The organism is Gordonia hongkongensis (assembly GCF_023078355.1).
Lineage (GTDB): Bacteria > Actinomycetota > Actinomycetes > Mycobacteriales > Mycobacteriaceae > Gordonia > Gordonia hongkongensis.
Map to the genome: position 1 here is coordinate 4,548,341 of NZ_CP095552.1, position 19,072 is coordinate 4,567,412.

At 65.1% G+C, this 19,072-nt stretch carries 20 protein-coding genes and 1 pseudogene; 9 read left to right on the forward strand and 12 right to left on the reverse strand.

All coding sequences use genetic code 11. The annotated features are described in order from the left end of the window. Window positions 1-9: 9 nt before the first annotated feature. From MVF96_RS20505 to MVF96_RS20525, 5 genes are read right to left on the reverse strand one after another with little or no spacing between them, the layout of a single operon-like run. Window positions 10-525: an aromatic-ring-hydroxylating dioxygenase subunit beta gene (locus MVF96_RS20505; RefSeq protein WP_065632550.1), complete on the reverse strand. Its 516-nt coding sequence runs from the start codon at window positions 523-525 to the stop codon at window positions 10-12. Then, a complete protein-coding gene (locus MVF96_RS20510; protein WP_065632549.1) occupies window positions 522-1,820 on the reverse strand; it encodes an aromatic ring-hydroxylating oxygenase subunit alpha in 1,299 nt (432 codons plus the stop codon). The genes MVF96_RS20505 and MVF96_RS20510 overlap by 4 nt, the downstream gene beginning before the upstream one ends. After that, window positions 1,807-2,268 (reverse strand): Zn-ribbon domain-containing OB-fold protein, encoded by a 462-nt coding sequence (locus tag MVF96_RS20515; RefSeq protein ID WP_065632548.1) that lies wholly within the window; start codon window positions 2,266-2,268, stop codon window positions 1,807-1,809. The genes MVF96_RS20510 and MVF96_RS20515 overlap by 14 nt, the downstream gene beginning before the upstream one ends. Next, complete coding sequence (locus MVF96_RS20520; RefSeq protein WP_065632611.1) at window positions 2,265-3,386, reverse strand: thiolase family protein; 1,122 nt, start codon at window positions 3,384-3,386, stop codon at window positions 2,265-2,267. Before MVF96_RS20520 ends, MVF96_RS20515 begins: the two co-directional genes overlap by 4 nt. A 23-nt stretch (window positions 3,387-3,409) precedes the next feature. After that, window positions 3,410-3,715 carry a hypothetical protein gene (locus tag MVF96_RS20525; RefSeq protein WP_396266473.1) on the reverse strand — a complete coding sequence of 102 codons (306 nt, stop codon included), beginning with the start codon at window positions 3,713-3,715 and terminating at the stop codon, window positions 3,410-3,412. A gap of 249 nt (window positions 3,716-3,964) precedes the next feature. On the opposite strand from MVF96_RS20525, the gene MVF96_RS20530 reads away from it, so the two are divergent. The 8 genes and pseudogenes from MVF96_RS20530 (at window position 3,965) to MVF96_RS20565 (ending at window position 11,726) form a co-directional block, all read left to right on the forward strand. Then, a complete protein-coding gene (locus tag MVF96_RS20530) occupies window positions 3,965-4,861 on the forward strand; it encodes an alpha/beta fold hydrolase (RefSeq protein WP_065632546.1) in 897 nt (298 codons plus the stop codon). Continuing rightward, window positions 4,858-5,685, forward strand: coding sequence for a 2-oxo-hept-4-ene-1,7-dioate hydratase (hpaH, locus tag MVF96_RS20535; RefSeq protein ID WP_065632545.1), 828 nt, complete (start codon window positions 4,858-4,860; stop codon window positions 5,683-5,685). The genes MVF96_RS20530 and hpaH overlap by 4 nt, the downstream gene beginning before the upstream one ends. Beyond that, on the forward strand, window positions 5,682-6,464 hold the full coding sequence (locus MVF96_RS20540) for an aldolase/citrate lyase family protein (protein ID WP_065632544.1): 783 nt from the start codon (window positions 5,682-5,684) through the stop codon (window positions 6,462-6,464). Before hpaH ends, MVF96_RS20540 begins: the two co-directional genes overlap by 4 nt. A 78-nt stretch (window positions 6,465-6,542) precedes the next feature. Then, window positions 6,543-7,715, forward strand: a complete 1,173-nt coding sequence (locus MVF96_RS20545; protein ID WP_247450255.1) for an acyl-CoA dehydrogenase family protein — start codon at window positions 6,543-6,545, stop codon at window positions 7,713-7,715. A 14-nt stretch (window positions 7,716-7,729) separates the two neighbouring features. Next, complete coding sequence (locus MVF96_RS20550; RefSeq protein WP_065632542.1) at window positions 7,730-8,758, forward strand: acyl-CoA dehydrogenase family protein; 1,029 nt, start codon at window positions 7,730-7,732, stop codon at window positions 8,756-8,758. Next, window positions 8,755-9,905 (forward strand): annotated as a pseudogene (locus MVF96_RS20555) (acetyl-CoA acetyltransferase). The gene MVF96_RS20550 and the pseudogene MVF96_RS20555 overlap by 4 nt, the downstream one beginning before the upstream one ends. Next, window positions 9,902-11,467 (forward strand): class I adenylate-forming enzyme family protein, encoded by a 1,566-nt coding sequence (locus MVF96_RS20560; protein ID WP_247450257.1) that lies wholly within the window; start codon window positions 9,902-9,904, stop codon window positions 11,465-11,467. Before MVF96_RS20555 ends, MVF96_RS20560 begins: the two are co-directional and overlap by 4 nt. 64 nt (window positions 11,468-11,531) lie before the next feature. Further along, entirely contained in the window at window positions 11,532-11,726 is a 195-nt protein-coding gene (locus tag MVF96_RS20565) for a ferredoxin (RefSeq protein WP_065632540.1), read from the forward strand. A gap of 479 nt (window positions 11,727-12,205) precedes the next feature. On the opposite strand, the gene MVF96_RS20570 is transcribed toward MVF96_RS20565, so the two are convergent. From MVF96_RS20570 to MVF96_RS20590, 5 genes are all read right to left on the reverse strand, one after another. Next, a complete protein-coding gene (locus tag MVF96_RS20570; protein ID WP_139104728.1) occupies window positions 12,206-13,399 on the reverse strand; it encodes an IS30 family transposase in 1,194 nt (397 codons plus the stop codon). Between the two features lie 384 nt (window positions 13,400-13,783). Then, complete coding sequence (locus MVF96_RS20575) at window positions 13,784-14,707, reverse strand: SDR family NAD(P)-dependent oxidoreductase (RefSeq protein ID WP_065632538.1); 924 nt, start codon at window positions 14,705-14,707, stop codon at window positions 13,784-13,786. 62 nt (window positions 14,708-14,769) lie between these two features. Further along, window positions 14,770-15,210 carry a Zn-ribbon domain-containing OB-fold protein gene (locus MVF96_RS20580; RefSeq protein ID WP_065632537.1) on the reverse strand — a complete coding sequence of 147 codons (441 nt, stop codon included), beginning with the start codon at window positions 15,208-15,210 and terminating at the stop codon, window positions 14,770-14,772. 1 nt (window position 15,211) lies between these two features. Continuing rightward, a complete protein-coding gene (locus MVF96_RS20585) occupies window positions 15,212-16,036 on the reverse strand; it encodes an enoyl-CoA hydratase/isomerase family protein (RefSeq protein ID WP_247450258.1) in 825 nt (274 codons plus the stop codon). Beyond that, on the reverse strand, window positions 16,033-17,298 hold the full coding sequence (locus tag MVF96_RS20590) for a cytochrome P450 (RefSeq protein ID WP_065632608.1): 1,266 nt from the start codon (window positions 17,296-17,298) through the stop codon (window positions 16,033-16,035). Before MVF96_RS20590 ends, MVF96_RS20585 begins: the two co-directional genes overlap by 4 nt. A 146-nt stretch (window positions 17,299-17,444) precedes the next feature. Here MVF96_RS20590 and MVF96_RS20595 point away from each other — a divergent pair, with 146 nt between their 5' ends. Next, window positions 17,445-18,047 carry a cysteine hydrolase family protein gene (locus MVF96_RS20595; protein ID WP_065632536.1) on the forward strand — a complete coding sequence of 201 codons (603 nt, stop codon included), beginning with the start codon at window positions 17,445-17,447 and terminating at the stop codon, window positions 18,045-18,047. A gap of 12 nt (window positions 18,048-18,059) precedes the next feature. On the opposite strand, the gene MVF96_RS20600 is transcribed toward MVF96_RS20595, so the two are convergent. Together MVF96_RS20600 and MVF96_RS20605 are read right to left on the reverse strand one after the other, a co-directional pair. Then, window positions 18,060-18,863 carry an SDR family NAD(P)-dependent oxidoreductase gene (locus MVF96_RS20600; RefSeq protein ID WP_065632535.1) on the reverse strand — a complete coding sequence of 268 codons (804 nt, stop codon included), beginning with the start codon at window positions 18,861-18,863 and terminating at the stop codon, window positions 18,060-18,062. Beyond that, on the reverse strand, window positions 18,860-19,066 hold the full coding sequence (locus tag MVF96_RS20605) for a hypothetical protein (RefSeq protein WP_065632534.1): 207 nt from the start codon (window positions 19,064-19,066) through the stop codon (window positions 18,860-18,862). The genes MVF96_RS20600 and MVF96_RS20605 overlap by 4 nt, the downstream gene beginning before the upstream one ends. Window positions 19,067-19,072 lie beyond the last annotated feature (6 nt).

Below are 19,072 nucleotides of genomic sequence, written 5' to 3' on the forward strand. Positions count from 1 at the left end.
CCGACGGCGTCAGATCAGGAAGGCGAGAGTGTCGACTGGTCCCCCGGCACTGATCAAGTGGACAGTCTTGCCCGCGAGCTTGAGTCCATCGGGGTGCCGGCGGACCTTGTGGATGACCCTCCCAGCCCACACACGCTGGGTGTGACGATATTCGAACAGGGCGAAATTCGATCCCACCGTGACCGTGTCGTCGGTGGTGTCGAGGACCTCGGAATTGGTCAGCAGACGCCGCATCACCGACGGCGGGGTCTGCGAGTGTCGATTGCCGGTGTTCAACTGTGCTACTCGGCTTTTGATCCGGCGACGGTTGTCATAGATGTACGCCAGGTTGGTTGCCGGGTCGTCGTCGGGGTGCATCGGCACCCAGTACAGCGCGTCGTCGTCCCACAGCAATTCCCACTCCGAGTAGCGTGCCTCGTCGGCCAGCCTGGCCTCGAGGGACAGGAAACTCGCGATCTCCGGGGACGGCGCCGGCAGCGGCTGCAGTGCCGAAGACAGTACGTCGGTCTCGTCGAGTGTGCTCATCGGTTGATCTCCTGTCCCACGACATCTGCCCACTGACGGTAGAAACCGCGCTGAGGTGTCTCGGCGCTCTTGTCGCTGTTGACGATGCCGGTCTCGTCGGTCACATCGGTTTCCAGGCCACGTGACAACCGCAGCCATTCCGGATCCCTGGCCGCCAGTCCCGCTTGATTGCGCATTCCGATCTCGCCGTCGTCGGCGATCAGGAATCCGGCTGGGCCCATGGCGCCCTCGGACCGGCGGAGTGTACGCAGATTGAGTTCATCCTGTCCCGGGATCAGCGCCGCGGTGGTGTACGCGATCGTCTCGTCGGGGCCGATCGGCTCGACGTACATGACGTTCATCTCGGCGAGGAACAGGTTGGGCCAGATCAGGGTGTGCGGCGGTCCGACCACCAACGAATCGTGCGCCTTCTCCTCGCCGTACTTCTTCTCCAGCGCAGCAACGTACTTCGGTAATTTGGTCCGGGGTATCCGGCCGTACCAGATGAACTCCTCGTCCAGCTTTCGATACTCCGCCGAGTAGTCGATCTCGGAATGTCCGTCACCGATGTCGCGGACCACGACGTCGGTCTTGGATGGGATGTGCGAGACCTTCGCGGGTCGAATAGCGTCATAGACCGATGCGTGGGTGAACAATGCGTGATAGCCATCGACGTTGTTCTCCACCACCATCTTCCAGTTGGCGTGGTGCAGATGCTTCATCCAGTTGGCGCGCAGGTCGATCGTCCCGGTCGGCGACAGGTTGAGCAGGCGATCGAAGGCGGCGACGGCACCCCCGAGATGTTCGGTGAGCGATGGACCGTCGGCAGCCAGGGAAGCGAAGATGAACCCGCCGTAACTGTCCACCCTGGGCGCTTCGGCCATCCCGAGCTCGGACCGGACCGCGCGGAATGCCTCGCCGTAGCCCTCTTTCATCGGAACCGCGGTCAGCGAACCCGTGTTGCTGAAGGTCCAGCCGTGGTAGGGGCACCGAAAGGCGTTGGCGTTGCCCTTCTCGGCATTGCACAGCTTGTTCGCCCGGTGCGAGCACCGGTTGAGCAGCACCCGGATCTCTCCGTCCTTGCCGTGCGCGACGACGACCGGCTCGCTGCCGATCCGGCGGGTCAGGTAGTCACCGGGCTCACTGACCTCACTGTCATGGGCAACATAGACCCATCCGGTCCGGAAGATGGTGTCCATCTCGCGCTGGAAGATCTCCGGTGACGTGTAGACAGAACCGTGTACGCGATCGTCCTGGACGATCTTCGACACGTCGAAGTCGTCAGCCGTGCCGTGTTTCGACTCAGCGGTTGTCATCTGGGGCCTCCGTATCGGTGGTGTTCCTGGGCTGCGCGGCCGGGATCGCTACTCCGGCCAAGTTTCTGAAGCCGATGTCGACCACGTCACCGATCTGCGGCGAATCGGCCTGCCAGTCGACCGTTGTCATGATGAGGCGATGTCCGCCCGTGAGTTCGATGTCGACGATCGGATAGGGACCGGTCGTTGCAACCAATCCCGGTTCGAGGCGGTGCATGGTGGTCGACGAGTGCACGACCCCGGTCGGAACTGTTTCGGCCCAGTCGATCCGGCCGGATCCGCAACGGTCGCAGACGTGTTGTTCGAGATCGAGTGGGATCGCGCACCGAGCACAGAACGGGAGCACCAGGACGCCGCGCGCGGCCCCGGCGTAGAGGGGTTCCAACGGGTCACCCGCCACCGCCGGCGCAAGGCTGTCATCGAGCAGCCAGTCATCGACGACGGTCATGCTGCACGTTCCAGGACCAGCGCGGCGTGGTGATCCAGTCGACCACCGATCCCGCCGACGAGTGCTGTTGTCGCATCGGGTACCTGGCGCGCGTCGCCGTCGCCGCGGAGCTGAACGAGTGCCTCGGCCAGCGGGGTCATCCCCTGGAGATAGAACCCGGACAACTGCCCTCCGCCGGTGTTCGTCGGCAGGTTCCCTCCGCGCCCGGTGTGGCCTTCGCGGACGAACTGTCCCGCCGGGGCTCCACGGGTGAGCGCGTACTCTTCCAGCAGAATCAACGTGACGACCGAGAACGGATCGTAGAGCTGGACGGTGTCCACATCGTCGCGCGTCATGCCGGCGGCGTTCAGTGCATCGTCGACACAGCGCCTGCCCCCGCCGAACCAAGACTCGGCCCCGGCCCGCCGATGCCGGATCGGATGGTCGCGCCCGGTTCCGCGGATGTTCACCCGCACAGCGTGTCCGACCGCCGGGTCTGCGCTGACGATGACCGCGACCGCGCCATTGACCGGGCGTGCGCAATCGAGGCGCCGCAGCGGCTCGGAGATCATCGGGCTGTCGAAGTAACCCTGGGCATCGAGGGGGGCGCGGACCACCGCATCCGGGTTGTCCACCGCCCACGCACGCGCTGTGGTCGCCACCGCACAGAGATCTTCCGGTGTACCCGCGTTGACGTGCAACCACCGCTGTGTGAGAAGGGCGTAGGTCGGAACGGACCCGAGGACGCCGCCGGCGCGCTCCAGTCCCCGAGAACCGGAGTGGCCGCCGCTGTGTGCATAGGTCGAGCCGGCGGCCTTTCCGGCGACGAGCGGCGCGTCGGCGAAGACGCACATCACCACTCGCGCGCTGCCGCTCTCCACAGCGAACTGGGCACGCTGGATCATCGCGATCGTGGTGGCCCCCTTGATCTCCACATGCTCGAGCAGGCGGAGGCCGGAGAAACCACCCGAGGACGCGAATCCGACCCCGAGTCGGTCCGGGCGTACACCCTGCGACGAACCGACGAGCAATCCGTCGATGTCGGTGATCTCGATCCCCGCGTCTGCCAACGCATTCCGGCTCGCCTGACACGCCAGCTCGAGCGGACTGTCCCCCGGGCGCAAAGACATCGGGGTCATCCCCAGGCCCACGATCGACGCGCTCACGACGACCGTTCCGGCCGTGGCCCCAGTGAACGGTCACGACGCTCGTCCCGGTAATTTCCGACGCGCAGCCAATCCTCGCGATCGTCGGGCGTCGCCAGACACAGGCTCACGAGCTCCAAGGGCGACAAGAAGATGTGGTCGTCGCTCTCGAGGTCTTCGACGAGCAACCGGTCTCCGTTGCCGGTCGAATCCAGCGACAGGCGTACCGCCGCGAACTCGTTGATCAGGGATGCGAGTTCGCGACGCCGCACGCGGCGCTCGTCGCCACCGGATTCTGCACGTTCATGTGTGGTCATAGTCATCGACGACCCGTCTCGCCCAACCTTGCTCCGCTGAATTCTCGAAGAGTTGCTGCCAACTCGACAGAACCCACTTGCCCTTGCGGTCATCCCGCCTCATAGTCATATCGTATACCGGTGTCAGAAACAATCCCATGGATCGAAGACCAAACCGCTCTGAGTTCCATGTCGGCCCAGTTCAAGACACCACAGGCACATCCATCTAATGTGGACATAGTGGAAACCTCACCCGATCACAATGGAGGCCCGAGCATGACCGAGACAACGATTTCCACCCCTGCGGCCGACACCGGCGAGTACCGGAGCATCTGGACCTACCTCCGCGAACTGGAGTTCCGTCAGGGTTTCGTCGACATCGGCGGGATACGGACCCGATACGCCGAGGCCGGTTCCCCGGACAAACCGCACGCCATCCTGCTGCACGGCACCGGCGGCCACTGGGAGACCTTCGCGCCCAATCTCGGACCGCTGTCGGAACATTTCCACTGCGTGGCGATCGACATGGTCGGCAACGGCTTTTCCGAGAAGCCCGATTACGACTACGAGATCGCGGTCTATGTCGAACAGGTCCTCGGGGTGATGACGCACTTCAACATGGCGTCGGCGCACTTCATCGGCATGTCCCTGGGCGCGTGGGTGTCGGCCGCGGTCGCAACCGAACATCCCGACCGCGTCGACAAGGTCATCCTGATGTCGCCCGCCGGCCTGATCGCGACCGCGTCGAACATGGCACGCATCCGCGCCGAGCGCACCGAGGCCGTCAACAATCCCAGCTGGGAATCACTCCACAAGGTGTTCGCACACCTCATCGCCGATGAGGCCAACCGACTCCCCGACCTGATCGCACTGCGGCAGGCGATCTACCGCCGCGAGGACACCCGCACCACGATCGATCACCTGCTGATCCTGCAGGATGCCGAAACGCGCGACCGCAATCTCATCCCCGAGGAGAAATGGGCCACGATCGCCGCGCCCACGCTCGTCGTGGCCTCCGGCAAGGACGAGGGCGAGTACCAGAGCACTGCTCACATCGTCGCCGATCTGATCCCGCGTGCCGAGGTGTTCGAGATGCCCGCGGTCCGGCACTGGCCGCACTTCGAGGACCCGGCCGCGTTCAACCCGACCGCAGTGGAGTTCCTTCGCCGATGACGACGACTCTGGGCGACACCGACGTCGCCGACCTGGCACGCCGCCTCTACGAGGCGGAGAGGACACGGGTCCCCATCCGGCAGATCTCCCTCGAGCATCCGGAGATGACCATCGAGGACTCCTACGCGGTGCAGCGCGAGCTGATCCGGCTGAAGGTCGCCGACGGCGCGGTGTCGCGCGGCCGCAAGATCGGCCTCACGTCCAAGGTCATGCAGCGCGCGGTGTCCATCACCGAACCTGACTACGGCGTATTGCTCGACGACATGTTCTTCGACGACGGTGGCATCGTGCCGGCCCGTCGATTCATCCGGCCGCGCATCGAAGTCGAACTGGCGTTCATCCTCGGCGAATCCCTCTCCGGGCCCGGGATCACCCTCTATGACGTTCTCCGGGCAGCGGAGTACGTGACCCCGGCGCTGGAGATCCTCGACGCGCGTGTGCAGATGACGGACCCGGAGTCCGGCCACCGCCGGACCATCGTCGACACCATCAGCGACAACGCCGCAGATGCCGGGGTCGTCCTGGGCGGACGCGTGGTGACGCCCATGGACGTCGACCTGCGCTGGGTTTCGGCTCTTCTCCTACGGAACGGCTCGATCGAGGACTCCGGGGTCGCCGCATCGGTGCTCGGCCATCCGGCAAACGGTGTCGCGTGGCTGGCCAATCGTCTCGCCCCCCACGGAGTCGCACTGAGCGCGGGCGAGGTGATCCTCGCGGGGTCGTTCACCGCGCCGGTCTTCGCCGAACCCGGCGACACGTTCGTGGCCGACTACGGACCGCTCGGAACGGTGTCCATCCACTTCGCCCCGGAGGCTCCCGAATGACCGGCGAACGCAACCCCTGGATCCGGCAGTTGCACGGCGAGCATCCCCGGATCGGGATGTGGATCGCGTCGGGGAATCCCTACAGCGCGGAGATCTGCGCCGGCGCGGGACTCGACTGGCTGATGCTCGACCTGGAGCACGTGCCGAACGACGTCCGCTCCACGCTTGCACAACTGCAGGCGGTCGCCGCCTACCCCGTCGAGGTGCTGGTACGTCCGGCGACCGGCGACCCGAGCGTGATCAAACAACTCCTCGACATCGGGGCCACCAATCTGATCGTCCCGATGGTCGAGACCGCCGACGAGGCCCGCGCCCTGGTCGCCGCGACCCGCTATCCGCCCGAGGGCATCCGCGGGGTGGGAAGCGCACTGGCCCGCGCCTCCCGCTGGAATCGCATTTCTGACTATCTCATCACCGCAGACGCCGCAGTGTCGCTCACCGTGCAGGTCGAGACCGCCGGCGCACTCGACCAGCTGGACGAGATCGTCGCCGTCGATGGTGTCGACGCCGTGTTCATCGGGCCCGCCGATCTCGCCGCGTCGCTCGGCTACCTGGGCAAGCCCGAGCACCCCGAGGTCGTGGCGACGATCGAGGAAGCCTTATCGCAGATCAAGGCCGCAGGAAAGGCCGCCGGAGTCAACGCCTTCAACCCGGAGGTGGCACGTCGGTACATGTCGGCCGGCGCGTCTTTCGTGTTGGTCGGCGCGGATGTGACGATCCTCGCCCGCGGCAGTGAAGCCCTCGCCAAGCAGTACGCGGCACCGCCCCACTCCGCATGACACTTGACTCTGCGTTCCCAAGATCTGACAATAGTGTCACTGCGAGTCCCGTCTCGCACGACGAGGAAAGGTCCCCACATGGATTTGGACTTCAGCACCGAACAGTTGGAGTTCCGAGACGAGGTGCGTACGTGGCTCGACGAGAACAAACCCTCCGAGCCCCGGCCCCGGGATGCCGAGGGTATTCGTGAATACGACACTGCGTGGCAGCGGACCCAGTGGGAGGGCGGCTGGGCCGGTATCGCTTGGCCGAAGGAGTACGGCGGCGGCGGACTGACACTGTTGCAGCAGCTCATCTGGTATGAGGAGTACGCCGCGCGGGGATTCCCGGGCATCGATGCCAACTTCGTCGGACTGTCGCACGCGGGGCCCACCCTCATCACCCGCGCCAACGACGCGCAGAAGAGTTCTCATCTCCGGCGGATTCTGTGTGGTGAATCGATCTGGTGTCAGGGCTTCTCCGAACCCGAAGCAGGTTCGGATCTCGCCGCCCTCCGCGCCCGGGCGGTGATCGACGGGGATGACCTCGTCGTGAACGGACAGAAGATCTGGACAAGCTTCGCGACGATTGCCGACTACCAGGAACTTCTGGTGCGAACCGACAACACCGGCTCCAAGCACCAGGGCATCACCTGGGTCATCTGCGACATGACCAGTCCGGGCATCGAGGTCCGCCCCATCGAGACGATCGAGGGCGGCGCCGAGTTCTGTGAGGTCTTCTACGACAACGTACGAATTCCGCTCTCGAACGTCGTCGGTGAGATGAACGACGGATGGAGCGTCGCGATGTCCACGCTCTCGTTCGAACGCGGGACAGCGTTCACGGCCAATCAGGTCCGTCTGGCCAAGGTCGTGGAAGACCTCATCGAGTTCGCCCGCGATCATGTCGGTCCCGACGGACGCCGTCCGGCGATCGCCGACGACGAGATCGCACGACGACTGGCGCGAGCGCGCGCCGCGGTGACCTCACTGCGAGCCATGACCTACGCCGGCATCTGCCGCAGCATGCAGACGGATACGCCCGGCCCCAAGGGGTCGATGCTGAAGCTGTTCTACGCCGACCTGGCCAAGCAGGTCGCGGAACTGGCGTTGGACATCATCGGAACCGACGCCCTGCGCAGCACCTCCCGCTGGGACGAGAACGGCTGGGTGGGCAACTATCTGTACGCGTTCTCGCAATCCATCGGCGGCGGGACGTCCGAGATCCAGCGAAACATCGTCGGCGACCGGGTCCTCGGACTCCCGCGCTGAGCAAGGAGTACACCATGAACCTCCTCCCATCCGGCGACCAGCTCGAGCTGGTCGCCGCCGCAGGGGATTTCATCACTTCGCGACCACCGGTCGAAGAGATCCGCGTTCATCGCGACGACGCGTCACCCGTCGACCCCGAGATATGGCGCGGCGGTGCCGAACTCGGTCTGCTCACTCTCGGTCTCGACGAGGATTTCGGCGGTTTCGGTCAGGGCATCGACGACGAGGTGATGGTGGTCATGGAGTTGGCCAAGCATCTCGCAGTCGGGCCCTTCCTGGCGTCGACGCTCGGCGCCAGGGTCGCCGCGGCGACCGGACACCTCGAGCTCGTCGACCAGATCGCCGCGGGGACCGCGATGGTCGGGCTCGCGGAACTCCGCGGCGACGGGGAGATCGGCGCGGACGGGTTCAAGGGGTCCTTCGACCTCCTGGATTGCACGGGCGCGAGCCATGCCCTCCTCGTCACCCGCGACGGTGCCGCGCTCATCGAACTGGTCGAGTTCGGTGACGTCACACCGGCCGAATCGGTCGACCCGGGAACGCGGTTGGCCACCGCAACGGTGACGGCGGGCGATGTCACCGCCTGGCTGCCGGCCGGCAGCGAGTGGATCTGGGGTCGCGCCCAGATCCTCGCCTCGGCCTACCTCGCCGGCCTGGCCGAGGCGATCACCGAGATCTGCGTGGAGCATGCGAAGACCCGCGAACAGTTCGGACGGCCCATCGGCGTGCACCAGGCCATCAAACATGCCGTCGTCGACATGGCAGTCCGGGCCGAGTCCGCCACGGCGCAGACGTTTTTCGCGGCGACGGCATTCAAGGCGGGCCGGTCGGACACCGAGTTCCAGATCCTGGCAGCGAAGACGGTCGCGGCACAGGCCGCTATGAGCAACGGAAGCGGGAGTATCCAGGTGCACGGCGGGATGGGTTACACGTTCGAACACAACGCCCACCTGTATCTGAAACGCGCCATCGTCTACAAGCATCTGTTCGCAGGCGCCTCCGGAGTACTCGCCGAGCTGCTCGACCTCGAGGCCGCACAGTGAATCGAAAGGTCGCCATCGCCGGTGTCGCGCTCTCCGATGTCGGCAAGGTCGACAACAAGAACGCGTATGAGCTCATGGCCCAGGCCAGCCGTCGGGCGCTGGCCGACACCGGTCTGAGCCCCGCCGACATCGACGGGCTGGGATCGACCAGTCAGGGCACGCTGCCCCCGACCGACGTCGGTGAGTATCTGGGCATCAGACCGCGATGGATCGACTCGACCTCCGTCGGCGGTGCGTCCTGGGAGGTCATGGTCTCCCATGCGACCGACGCGATCGCCGCGGGTCACGCCGACGTGGTGTTGCTGACCTACGGGTCCACCGCCCGCGCCGACATCCGGAAGGGGCTGCGGGGAGCCAACATCAACTGGGGTGCCCGCGGCCCACTGCAGTGGGACGCGCCATACGGCCACACGCTGATCTCGAAATACGCGATGGCCGCACGGCGTCACATGCATCAGTACGGTACGACGATCGAGCAGCTCGCGGAGGTCGCGGTGTCGGCCCGGTTCAACGCCGCCGACAACCCCGAGGCGATGTACCGCGACCCGATCACCGTCGATGACGTGTTGTCCGGACCGATGATCGCCGATCCATTCACCAAGCTGCACTGCTGCATCCGTTCCGACGGCGGCGCAGCGATCATCCTGGTGGCCGAGGATCGGGTGCCCGATCTCAAGTCACCACCGGTCTGGGTGCTGGGTTCTGCGGACGCCACCTCCCACATGCTCACCAGCCAGTGGGAAGACATGACCGTGGGTCCCGCCGCGGTCACCGGCCCACTTGCCTTCGAACGCGCCGGTGTGCGCCCGTCTGATGTCGACGTCGCGGAGATCTACGACGCATTCACCTACATGCTCCTGCTGAGCCTGGAAGATCTCGGGTTCTGTGGGAAAGGAGAGGGTGGCGCCTTCGTCGCCGAGCAGAACCTACGTCTCGGCGGTGCGTTGCCGACCAACACCGACGGGGTGGCCTGTCCGCGTGTCACCCCGGTCAGCGTGGACTCTTCCTACTCGTCGAAGCAGCCAGGCAGCTGCGCGGCGAGGGTGGTGCACGACAGGTCCCGGACGCGAAGATCGCCTGCGTCAGCGGTACCGGAGGCTGGTTCTGTTCCAGCGGCACGGTCTTGCTCGGATCGGAAGAACCGTGAGCGCTCGGAGTTCAGCCGTACCCGCGATCGCACCGCCCCTGCAGGACACCTTCGCCAACACCCGGGAACTGCTGGAAGCAGCTGCGGAACTCCACGGCGAACGCGACGCCTACGTCGAGCCGGGGTCGCGGGTCTCCTTCGCCCAGTGGGTGTCCCGGGCGCGTTCGGTGGCCGCACACTTCGCCGCGTTGGGCGTCGGCAGGGGTGATGTCGTCACCCTGATGCTCCCGTCCGGTGTCGACTACGCCACCTGTTACGCCGCCGCCGCGATGCTCGGCGCCGTCACCGCGGGCGTCAACGGAAGGCTCGGCCCGACAGAGACCGGAGCCATCCTGAGGGTGTCCGCGCCGGCGCTCATCGTTCATGCGTCGAACCAACCACCGGAGTGCGGGGTGCCCGTCGTCGACCTGCGGCTGCTCAGAACGTGGTACTCCGATCCAGGAGAACCCCCGGTCGTCGATGTCGATCGTAGCGACCCGGTCGCCATCATCTTCACCAGCGGGACAACCGGTTTGCCGAAAGGAGCCTGGTTCGACGCCGACAACCTCGCCGCGTCGGCACAGGCCGCTGGGATCATGAGTGCCCCCTATGACCGCCGCATGACTTCTACGCCGTTCTCGCATGCCGGCTACATGTCTAAATTGTGGGACCAACTGCTCTGGGGCACAGCCCTCATCATTCCACCGGCGCCGTGGACGGCAGCCGGTATGGCTCGTACGCTCGCCGACGAACACGTCACGGTCGGCGGCGGAGTCCCCACCCAATGGGCGAAGCTGCTCGAACTACCCGGTCTCGATCGGGGTTCGTTCCCCGATCTCCGGGTCGGCGTCGTTGCCACCGCACCGGCGTCACCCGAACTCGTCGAGCGCACGACGGAACTGATCGGGGTTCCGTTGGTCGTCCGCTACGCCATGACCGAGTCACCGACGGTCTGCGGAACCGACCCGGCTGATCCGCCCGAGGTCCAAACCCGGACCGTCGGGCGCCCACAGAACGGGATGACTGTGCAAGTCGTCGACGACGAGGGGGCGGTTCTCCCTCCCGGTCAGGTCGGACGGGTCCGCATCAAGGGTGATTGTGTGATGCGCGGGTACTGGCGCGATGCGGAGTTGACAGCTGCCGCTTTCGATTCCGAGGGCTACCTGCTCACCGGCGACCTCGGCACGTTCACGCCCGAGGGCAATCTCCGGCTGGCAGGCCGGTCCGGTGACATGTACATCCGCGGTGGCTTCAATGTGCATCCGGTCGAGGTCGAGCAGGCGATTGCGCGGCACCCTCTGGTACTCGACGCTGCTGTCGTGGGGCACGGCGCGCCGGTGATCGGTGAGATCGGCGTTGTGTTCGTCGTACCCGCGGATCCCCATCGACCACCCACACTGGACGAACTTCGCGAGTGGACGACGTCCTTGCTGGCCGACTACAAATCGCCCGACCATCTCGTGCTGGTCGACACGATCCCCCAGACGGCGATGGCCAAGACCGACCGGACTCGCCTGCGAGATCTTCTCGTCGAGAATCCACCGCCGTCACGTACCCCGCCAGCCAACGCTCGGAACACGTGATCGACCGAGACCCGGACAGCTCCGGGTCACCTGCAGCCCGCTACGACCCCTTGAGGAGTTCACGATGCGAGTCCACATCGCTCTCGACGAATGTGAGGCGCACGGGATGTGCGCGCTTCACGAACCAGACCTGTACGAACTGGATGACGACGGTTACGCGGCCAACGCCGACTTCACCGTCGGTGGCGGCATGGAATCCGCGGCGCGCAACGGCGCCAGTCGCTGTCCGATGAGCGCGATCAAGGTCATCGACGATTGATCTCCTCCGTCTGGGAGACGACTGTCCTCCGTGGTGGCGAACTCCATTCGCCATCACGGAGGACACGGAACATATCCGACCAGCCGGAATCAATCGACCGTGCGCCATGGGAAGCGACGGTGTCCCCCGCTTTCTGACCGACAGCGTGGACGTCGTCACCGACGGCCACCGGAATCCGGTTCGCCACATCGACTTCGGGGCTGCGCAGCGTGCGGCACGTGGGCGATCGCGAACCCCGAAATCGAGTCGTGCTCCAGTATCCAGCGGGGAGATCGGGGTTCTTGCGCGGGAAGCCGAGAGATCGCCGGCCGCAGTCGGTCTGATGTCCGGCACACTCCGACGCACCAGGAAGACGACCGTCGGTGCCGACTTGCGATATCGCCTGAGGCACAGCACGGGTCGATCGGTGCCGCTATCCCGGTGTCATCAGGGCCCGGAGCGCTCCTGGCGGATTCTAGGGGTCCTCGCAACACCGTTGGTTAGACTGGCACAAGTAAATCACGCAGGCGCTCGGCTGGTGTTCTCCAGTCGAGCGTTTTGCGTGGTCGGCCGTTGGGTCTTTGGGCGACGAGTTCGAGGTCCTCGGCGCTGTGTACCGACAGGTCGGTTCCCTTTGGGAAGTATTGGCGCAGTAAACCATTGGTGTTCTCGTTAGAGCCGCGCTGCCATGGTGAATGGGGGTCGCAGAAGTAGACCGACACACCGGTGGTGACGCTGACCTGCTTGTGCGCCGCCATTTCACAGCCCTGGTCCCAGGTCAACGACCCCCGCAGATGCTCGGGTAGAGCACCGATCAGCGGGATCAGCACGTCGCGAACCTCCTCGGCTGTGTGTCCGCCAGGCAGATGCCCGAGCAGGACGTAGCGAGTCGTGCATTCGACCAACGTCACGATGGCCGATTCCGAACGGGTACCGACGATCAGGTCACCCTCCCAGTGGCCCGGTACCGCCCGGTCCTCGACCTCAGCCGGCCGATCGGAGATCATCACCATCTCGTCGACAAACCGGGCTGCGCGGCGGTCTGGGGACCGGCGAGTCTTACGACGTGTACGTCCGGTCCGCAACGCGTCGGCGACTTCACGGCGCAACCCGCCGCGGGCCTGAACGTAGATCGCCTGGTAGATCGTCTCGGTACTCACTCGCATTGCCTTGTCATCGGGGAACTCGATGATCAAAGCGTGACAGATCTGTTCTGGAGACCACTGCTGGGCAAGTTTGTCGCGGACGTAATCCCGAAGCGGCCCAGCGGTGGCGAGTTTGGACTCCTTAGGACGTAAACGCGCACTCGCCCAGGCCGTTTGAGCCCGATAAGGACGGTATACCCCTGACACTGAGTAGGCATCAATCTCGCGTTTGATCGTCGACGCCGCCCGCCCCAACCGGCGTCCGATCTCGCGCAACGAGTCGCCGGCACGGTGCATGTCAGCGATCTGCTTACGCTCAGACAAGCTCAGGAACCGAGGATGCAGCTGGGCTTCGATCTTGGCCACCGACGGCCGTCGCCCCGCTGAGTCGTACGTCGTCATACCGGTCTTGTAGTCGATGCGGCGACCATCGGGATGAAGGCGCGCGTGAGCACCTTTGCGTATCCCCTGATCCCAATCCTGCGCAGTCCGGATATTGACGCCCACCTGCCGGGCGGCGTCGCGACGACGAACACCAGCCGCCCGCAACTCGTCATAACGAGCGCGCCCGGGATGCCCAGAGGTCCCCGGCTTGCCACGCCCGCGTAACCCGGCTCGACGCACCCAGCCAGACGCAGTACTGCGATTAACACCCACACAACGAGCGGCAACCGTGACACTCCCGCCTTCGCGATCCAGCGCCTCGAAGAACCGATCCTTCAACTCTGCAGAAACCACGATCCCCGCAACTCCCTGAAAGCCAGGGTGTTGCGGGGATCGCTAGAATCCGCCCCTCGGACGCGGGCCCACCGTGACAAGCGGGATGATGCGGAGGTAGCTCATCCTGGACGGGCCGGCGGAACCCGACGGCATGGACCACTCGACGGCGCCTGTCCGAGAGGGCAGGCGCGGTCGTCGCGGTGGGTGCGTGGACTATCCGCCCAGACGCAACCCCGAGGCGCGCGTGCCGAACAGGTCGACACCCAGGACAGTACCGAGTTTCTCGGCGTCCCAGCGCTTTCCGCCGTTTGACACCGCACTGACGGGGGTCCAACCCTTCAACCACTGGATGTTCTCGCCCAGTGCCTTGATGACCTGTCCACTGACGTGTCCGGCCTCCGGGCTGGCGAGCCATGCGACCACCGGCGAACCAAGAGACGGATCCTTGGGGTCGAACTCGTCCTCGGACCGCTCGTCGGGTTCGATCGGCGCCGCGGCGCCGGCGATGGTGGCCGACATGCGAGTGCGCCCACCCGGGCTGATCGCGTTGACGGTCGCGCCGGTCGATGCGAGCTCGAGGCTGAGCGTCTGCGTGAGCCCGACGATGGCCGCCTTCGCCGCACTGTAATTCGTCTGCCCGAAGTGGCCCTGGAGTCCGGCACCGGAGGTGGTGTTGATGATCCGCCCGTAGACCTTGGCGCCGGTGTCCTTGGATTCCTGACGCCACTTCCGGGCCACGGCTCGGCTTGTCAGCCAGCTGCCCCGCACGTGCACCCGCATCACCAGGTCGAAATCGTCGACACTCATGTTCCAGATCGCCTTGTCGCGGACGATACCGGCGTTGTTGACCACGATGTCGAGGCGGCCCAGCTGGGAATAGGCGCGTTCGACGAGCAGATCGACCGACTCCTCGTCACCGACATCGCTGAAATCCGAGATGGCCTTGCCGCCACGGTCTTCGATGATCTGCACGACTTCGTCGGCAACCTTGCCGGTGCCCTGACCATCCAGGGAGGTACCCAGGTCGTTGACGATGACGGTCGCGCCGTGCTTGGCGAGTTCCAGCGCGTGGCCTCGCCCGATTCCGTGTCCGGATCCCGTGACCAAAGCCACCTTGCCGTCGAGCAATCCGCTCATGGTGCTGATACTCCTCTGCGTTGTGTATGTTTCGACCGCACGAGCCCTGCCGGTCGAGAGACCTAGGCCGGACGGAAGATCGTGGCCGTGAACTCGTCGGTGATGGGACGGAAGCCGACGGTCACCCGCACCCCGACTTCGAGGTCTGCGGGCTCGCAGTCTTCCATGTTCGTCATCAGCCGCGGACCCTCGTCGAGTTCGACGATCGCTGCGACGTACGGCAGCCGCTCTTTGAACGGATGCAGGTCGTTCATGTAGACGGTCGAGTACGTATACAGCGTCCCTCGACCGCTGGCTTCGAAACTGGTCACGTTCTCGCCCCAGCAGAACGGACAGAATGGCCTCGGGTAGTGGTGGACCTTTCCGCAGTCCCCGCATCTGGCCACGAGTAGTGTGCCCTGCGCGGCGGCATCCCAATATGGTGTGGTCGCGGCTTCGACGGTGGGGATGTCGGCGCGGGGCTTCGCCGGCCGGACCCCCGCCGGCTTTTCGGTGTCGGCCATCTCACCACCCCACGAATTCCGGTGGGCGCTTCTGCACGAAGGCCGACACGCCCTCGCGGGCGTCGAGCGAGTACGACTGGATTTCCTGAGCCATGGCTTCGGTGACGAACGATCCCGCTCGGTCCACGTCGGGCGACTCGTTGAACAACCGCTTCGTCAATCCCACCGCACTCGTCGGCGCCACGGCCAGTCGTCCGACGTAGTCGTCGACGGCGGCTTCGAGATCCTCCGGCGGCACCACCCTGTTCACCAGGCCCAGGTCGAATGCCTCCTGAGCGGAGAGCTTGTCGCCGAAGAACGCCATCTCCTTGGCCTTCTGCATTCCGATCCGCCGCGGGAGGAGGTACGCGCCGCCTCCGTCCACGACCAGGCCGCGCTTGACGAAGGACTCGGCGAAGTACGCATTGTCGGTCGCCACGACCAGGTCCGAGGCGTAGGCGAGGTGAGCGCCGATTCCGGCAGCGGCCCCCTGCACCACGGTCACCACGGGTCTGCTGCAGTCGAGCACCGATGCGATCAGACGTTGGGCACCACCCATGATGGTCTTCATCGGCCCAGTGGCCCGCTTCACGTTCTTGGCATGCCCATCGGCGAGTTTCACCACATCCGCTCCGGCACAGAACTGTCTCCCGCGGGCCCGGAGGACGACGACGCGAACCTCGTGGTCGGCGTTCGCATCCAGGAACAGCTCGGTGAGCGCGTCGCGATCATCGGGCCGAAGCGCGTTTGCCGCCTGTGGACGGTTCAGATGGATCGTCAGGACACCGTCGGTCAGCCCACTCTGTACCGCGTCCTCGTCGGCACGCACGTCGGCGAGTTCCGTCACTTCGTCACCGGGGTGTACTCGGCACGAAGGTGCTTGATCCCGTTGAGGAAGTTCGACCGCAACCGCACGGGTTCGCCCACCGACCTGATGTCCGGATAGCGCTCGAACAGCATCCGGAAGGCGACGTCGAGCTCGAGCCTTGCGAGATGTGCGCCCAGGCAGAAGTGGGCACCGGCACCGCCGAAAGCCACATGTGGGTTGGGATCTCGGGTGATGTCGAAGGTATAGGGATCGTCGAACATCGTCTCGTCACGGTTCGCCGAGGTGTACCACATCACCACCTTGTCGCCCTCGGACAATTCGAGGTCACCCAGCATCACCCCGTCCCGGGCAACCGTGCGGCGGAAGTGGATGACCGGTGTCGCCCACCGGAGCATCTCCTCGATGGCCGTGGACGCGTACTCCTCGTAATCCGACAACCACAGATCCCGCTGATCCGGGTGCTGGGTCAGCACGTGCAGGCCGTGCGAGATCACGTTGCGAGTGGTCTCGTTACCCGCGCCGACCAACAGGATGAAGAACTTCGCCATCTCCTGGGGTGTCAGGTTCTCGTCGTCCGCGGCGACGAGTTTGGTGATCAGATCATCCTGCGGATCGGCTATCCGGTCCTCGGCGAGATCGTTGAGAAGCGCGATCAGTCCCTCGCTCGCGGCGGTGACCGCCTTGCCGATACCGCGGGCGGACTGGTCCTCGATGTACTCGGGGTCCGATGCGCCGAGGATCGTGTTGGTGGCCTCGAGGATGAATTTCTCGTGCTCACGCGGGATTCCGAGCAGATTGTCGATGATGCGCAGGGGCAACAACGACGCGAACTCCTCGACGAAGTCGGCCTCGCCGGTCTGCGACATCTCGTCGAGGATCTCGCTGACCGTCTCCTCGATCTCGTCGCGCAACCCGGACAGATTCCGCGCGGTGAACCCGCGCGAGACGATCTTGCGCAGCCGCGCATGCTCGGGGTTGTCCATGTCGATGATGGAACCGCGGTATTCCCGGAGTTCGGCCGGCTGATCGAAGATCTGCGTCCCACCGATGCCCGACGAGAAGTCCTCGGGCCTCCTGCTCACCTCGAGAATGTCCTCGTATGTGGTCAGGGCCCAGAACCCCTTGGGGCGTCGGCCCTCCTCGGCTGGGCCCAGCGGCACGAACATCCGAGGCCGATCGCGGCGCAGCGTCGCGAACTCCGCGTCTCGTTCGGCCGGGGACTGCTGCCACCAGGAAAGGTCATGCAACGGGGTCGACGCGATCTCGTCGGTTTCGATCATGGGCACCGCCTCTGGTAGTTATGCTGGAGCTATTCTGGCATTCGTGTCATGTTTTGGCAAATACCTTGAACTGCATCTTCACACGATTTTGATCAACCACTCCAGATCTTAACTGGCTTCAACGTCACCTGAGTCACGGAGGAAGAATGACTCCATACAGCTCCCCCGCCCTGGTCATCAGCGAGTGCCAGCAGGGGCTGCTCGACCCGCCTCCGGGGTTGTTCTCCGGGCTCGCCGAGCAGGCCTCCGTCCGCGGCCTGGTCCGGAACACGGCAGAGTTGGCCCGCGCCTTCCGAGCGCGGTCGCTGCCCGTCGTTCACTGCACCATCGCCCACCGGTCCGACCAGATGGGGATGCTGCCGAATTCCTATCTGAGCAAACTGGCCATCCGCGGTCGAATGATGGTGGAGGGAAGTCCCGACATCGTCATCCCCGCGGACCTCGGTCCCGAACCGACAGATCTGGTCAGCTCACGCGCGACCGGTCTGACGGCGTTCTATGGCACCAATCTCGATGCGATGCTGAGACTGCAGCGTGTACAGACGCTGGTGCTCGCGGGCATATCCACAGATGTCGCGCTTCCCGGCTTGGCGCTCGAGGGCGTGAACCGAGGATACGACGTCGTTCTCGCAGAGGACTGCACAGCGGGTACGAGTGCCGAGAGTCACGACTACATGGTGACGAACATGCTGGCGATGCTGACGCGGATCACCCCGGCTGCCGACGTGATCCGTCGGCTGCCGGGGTGATGGCGTCGAGCCTCAGTTGGTGGCGAACGCTGCCGCTTCCGCATCGGACACCGCGTCACCGTTGATGGAGAACCCTCCGTCGACGGTGAGCATCGAACCAGTTGCGAAGGCCGATTCATCGGAGGCGAGATAGGTTGCCGCATAGGCGATATCCATCGGATTGCCGATGCGGGTGAGCCGTCCGCCACCGGTGTGGTGACCTGAATCTCCGCGTCCGGACACCACGCGGCCGACCAGGATGCAGTTCGCCCGGATCCCATCCGCCGCACCTTCGACGGCGAGTGACCGCGTCAGGCTCGTCACCGCAGACTTCGCTGCGCCATAGGCTCCGAACCCCTTGAAACCTGCGATCGCCTGACCGGATGAGACATTCAGGATCGATGCTCCTTCGGCCGAGACCAGGTGCGGCCAGGCGTACTTCGACGCCCAGAACACATTGCCGGTGAGGGTCCCGGTCATGATCGAGTCCCACTCCGCGGTGGAGTACTCATGTAACGGCTTGACCGTCGTGGCGACCACGTCTGTCGGTGCCGCGTTGTTGACGAGCGTCGAGAGTCCACCGAAACGCGAGACGACCGCGTCTATCGTGTTCCGCACACTGTCCTCGGAGGTGACATCGAGCGGAAAGAACTCGGCGTCGCCGCCGGCGTCACGGATGAAGTTCACGACTTTCTCGCCGCGCTCCACAGTTCGGCCCGTGACGGCAACCTTCGCTCCCTCCGCCGCGAAATGCTGAGCGATCGACCGTCCGATGCCCCTGGTGGATCCGGAGACCAGAGCGACCTTGCCGCGCAACCGCGTGCCCGGTGCAGTCACAGCGAGTCCCTCAGGTTCTCCATGGCAACCAGTCTGCGCCTCGCCAATTCGACCGAATCCTCGTTACCTGGTCCGGATCGGAGCTCGTTCAGCTTGTTCCGTTCGAACTCGATCTCCTCCTCGAGACGGTCCCGGGACTCGTCCCTGGTGAGCAGATCCTGATCGACCCAGTCGGCTGCGTCGATGTCTTTGCCATGAGCCATGATCGA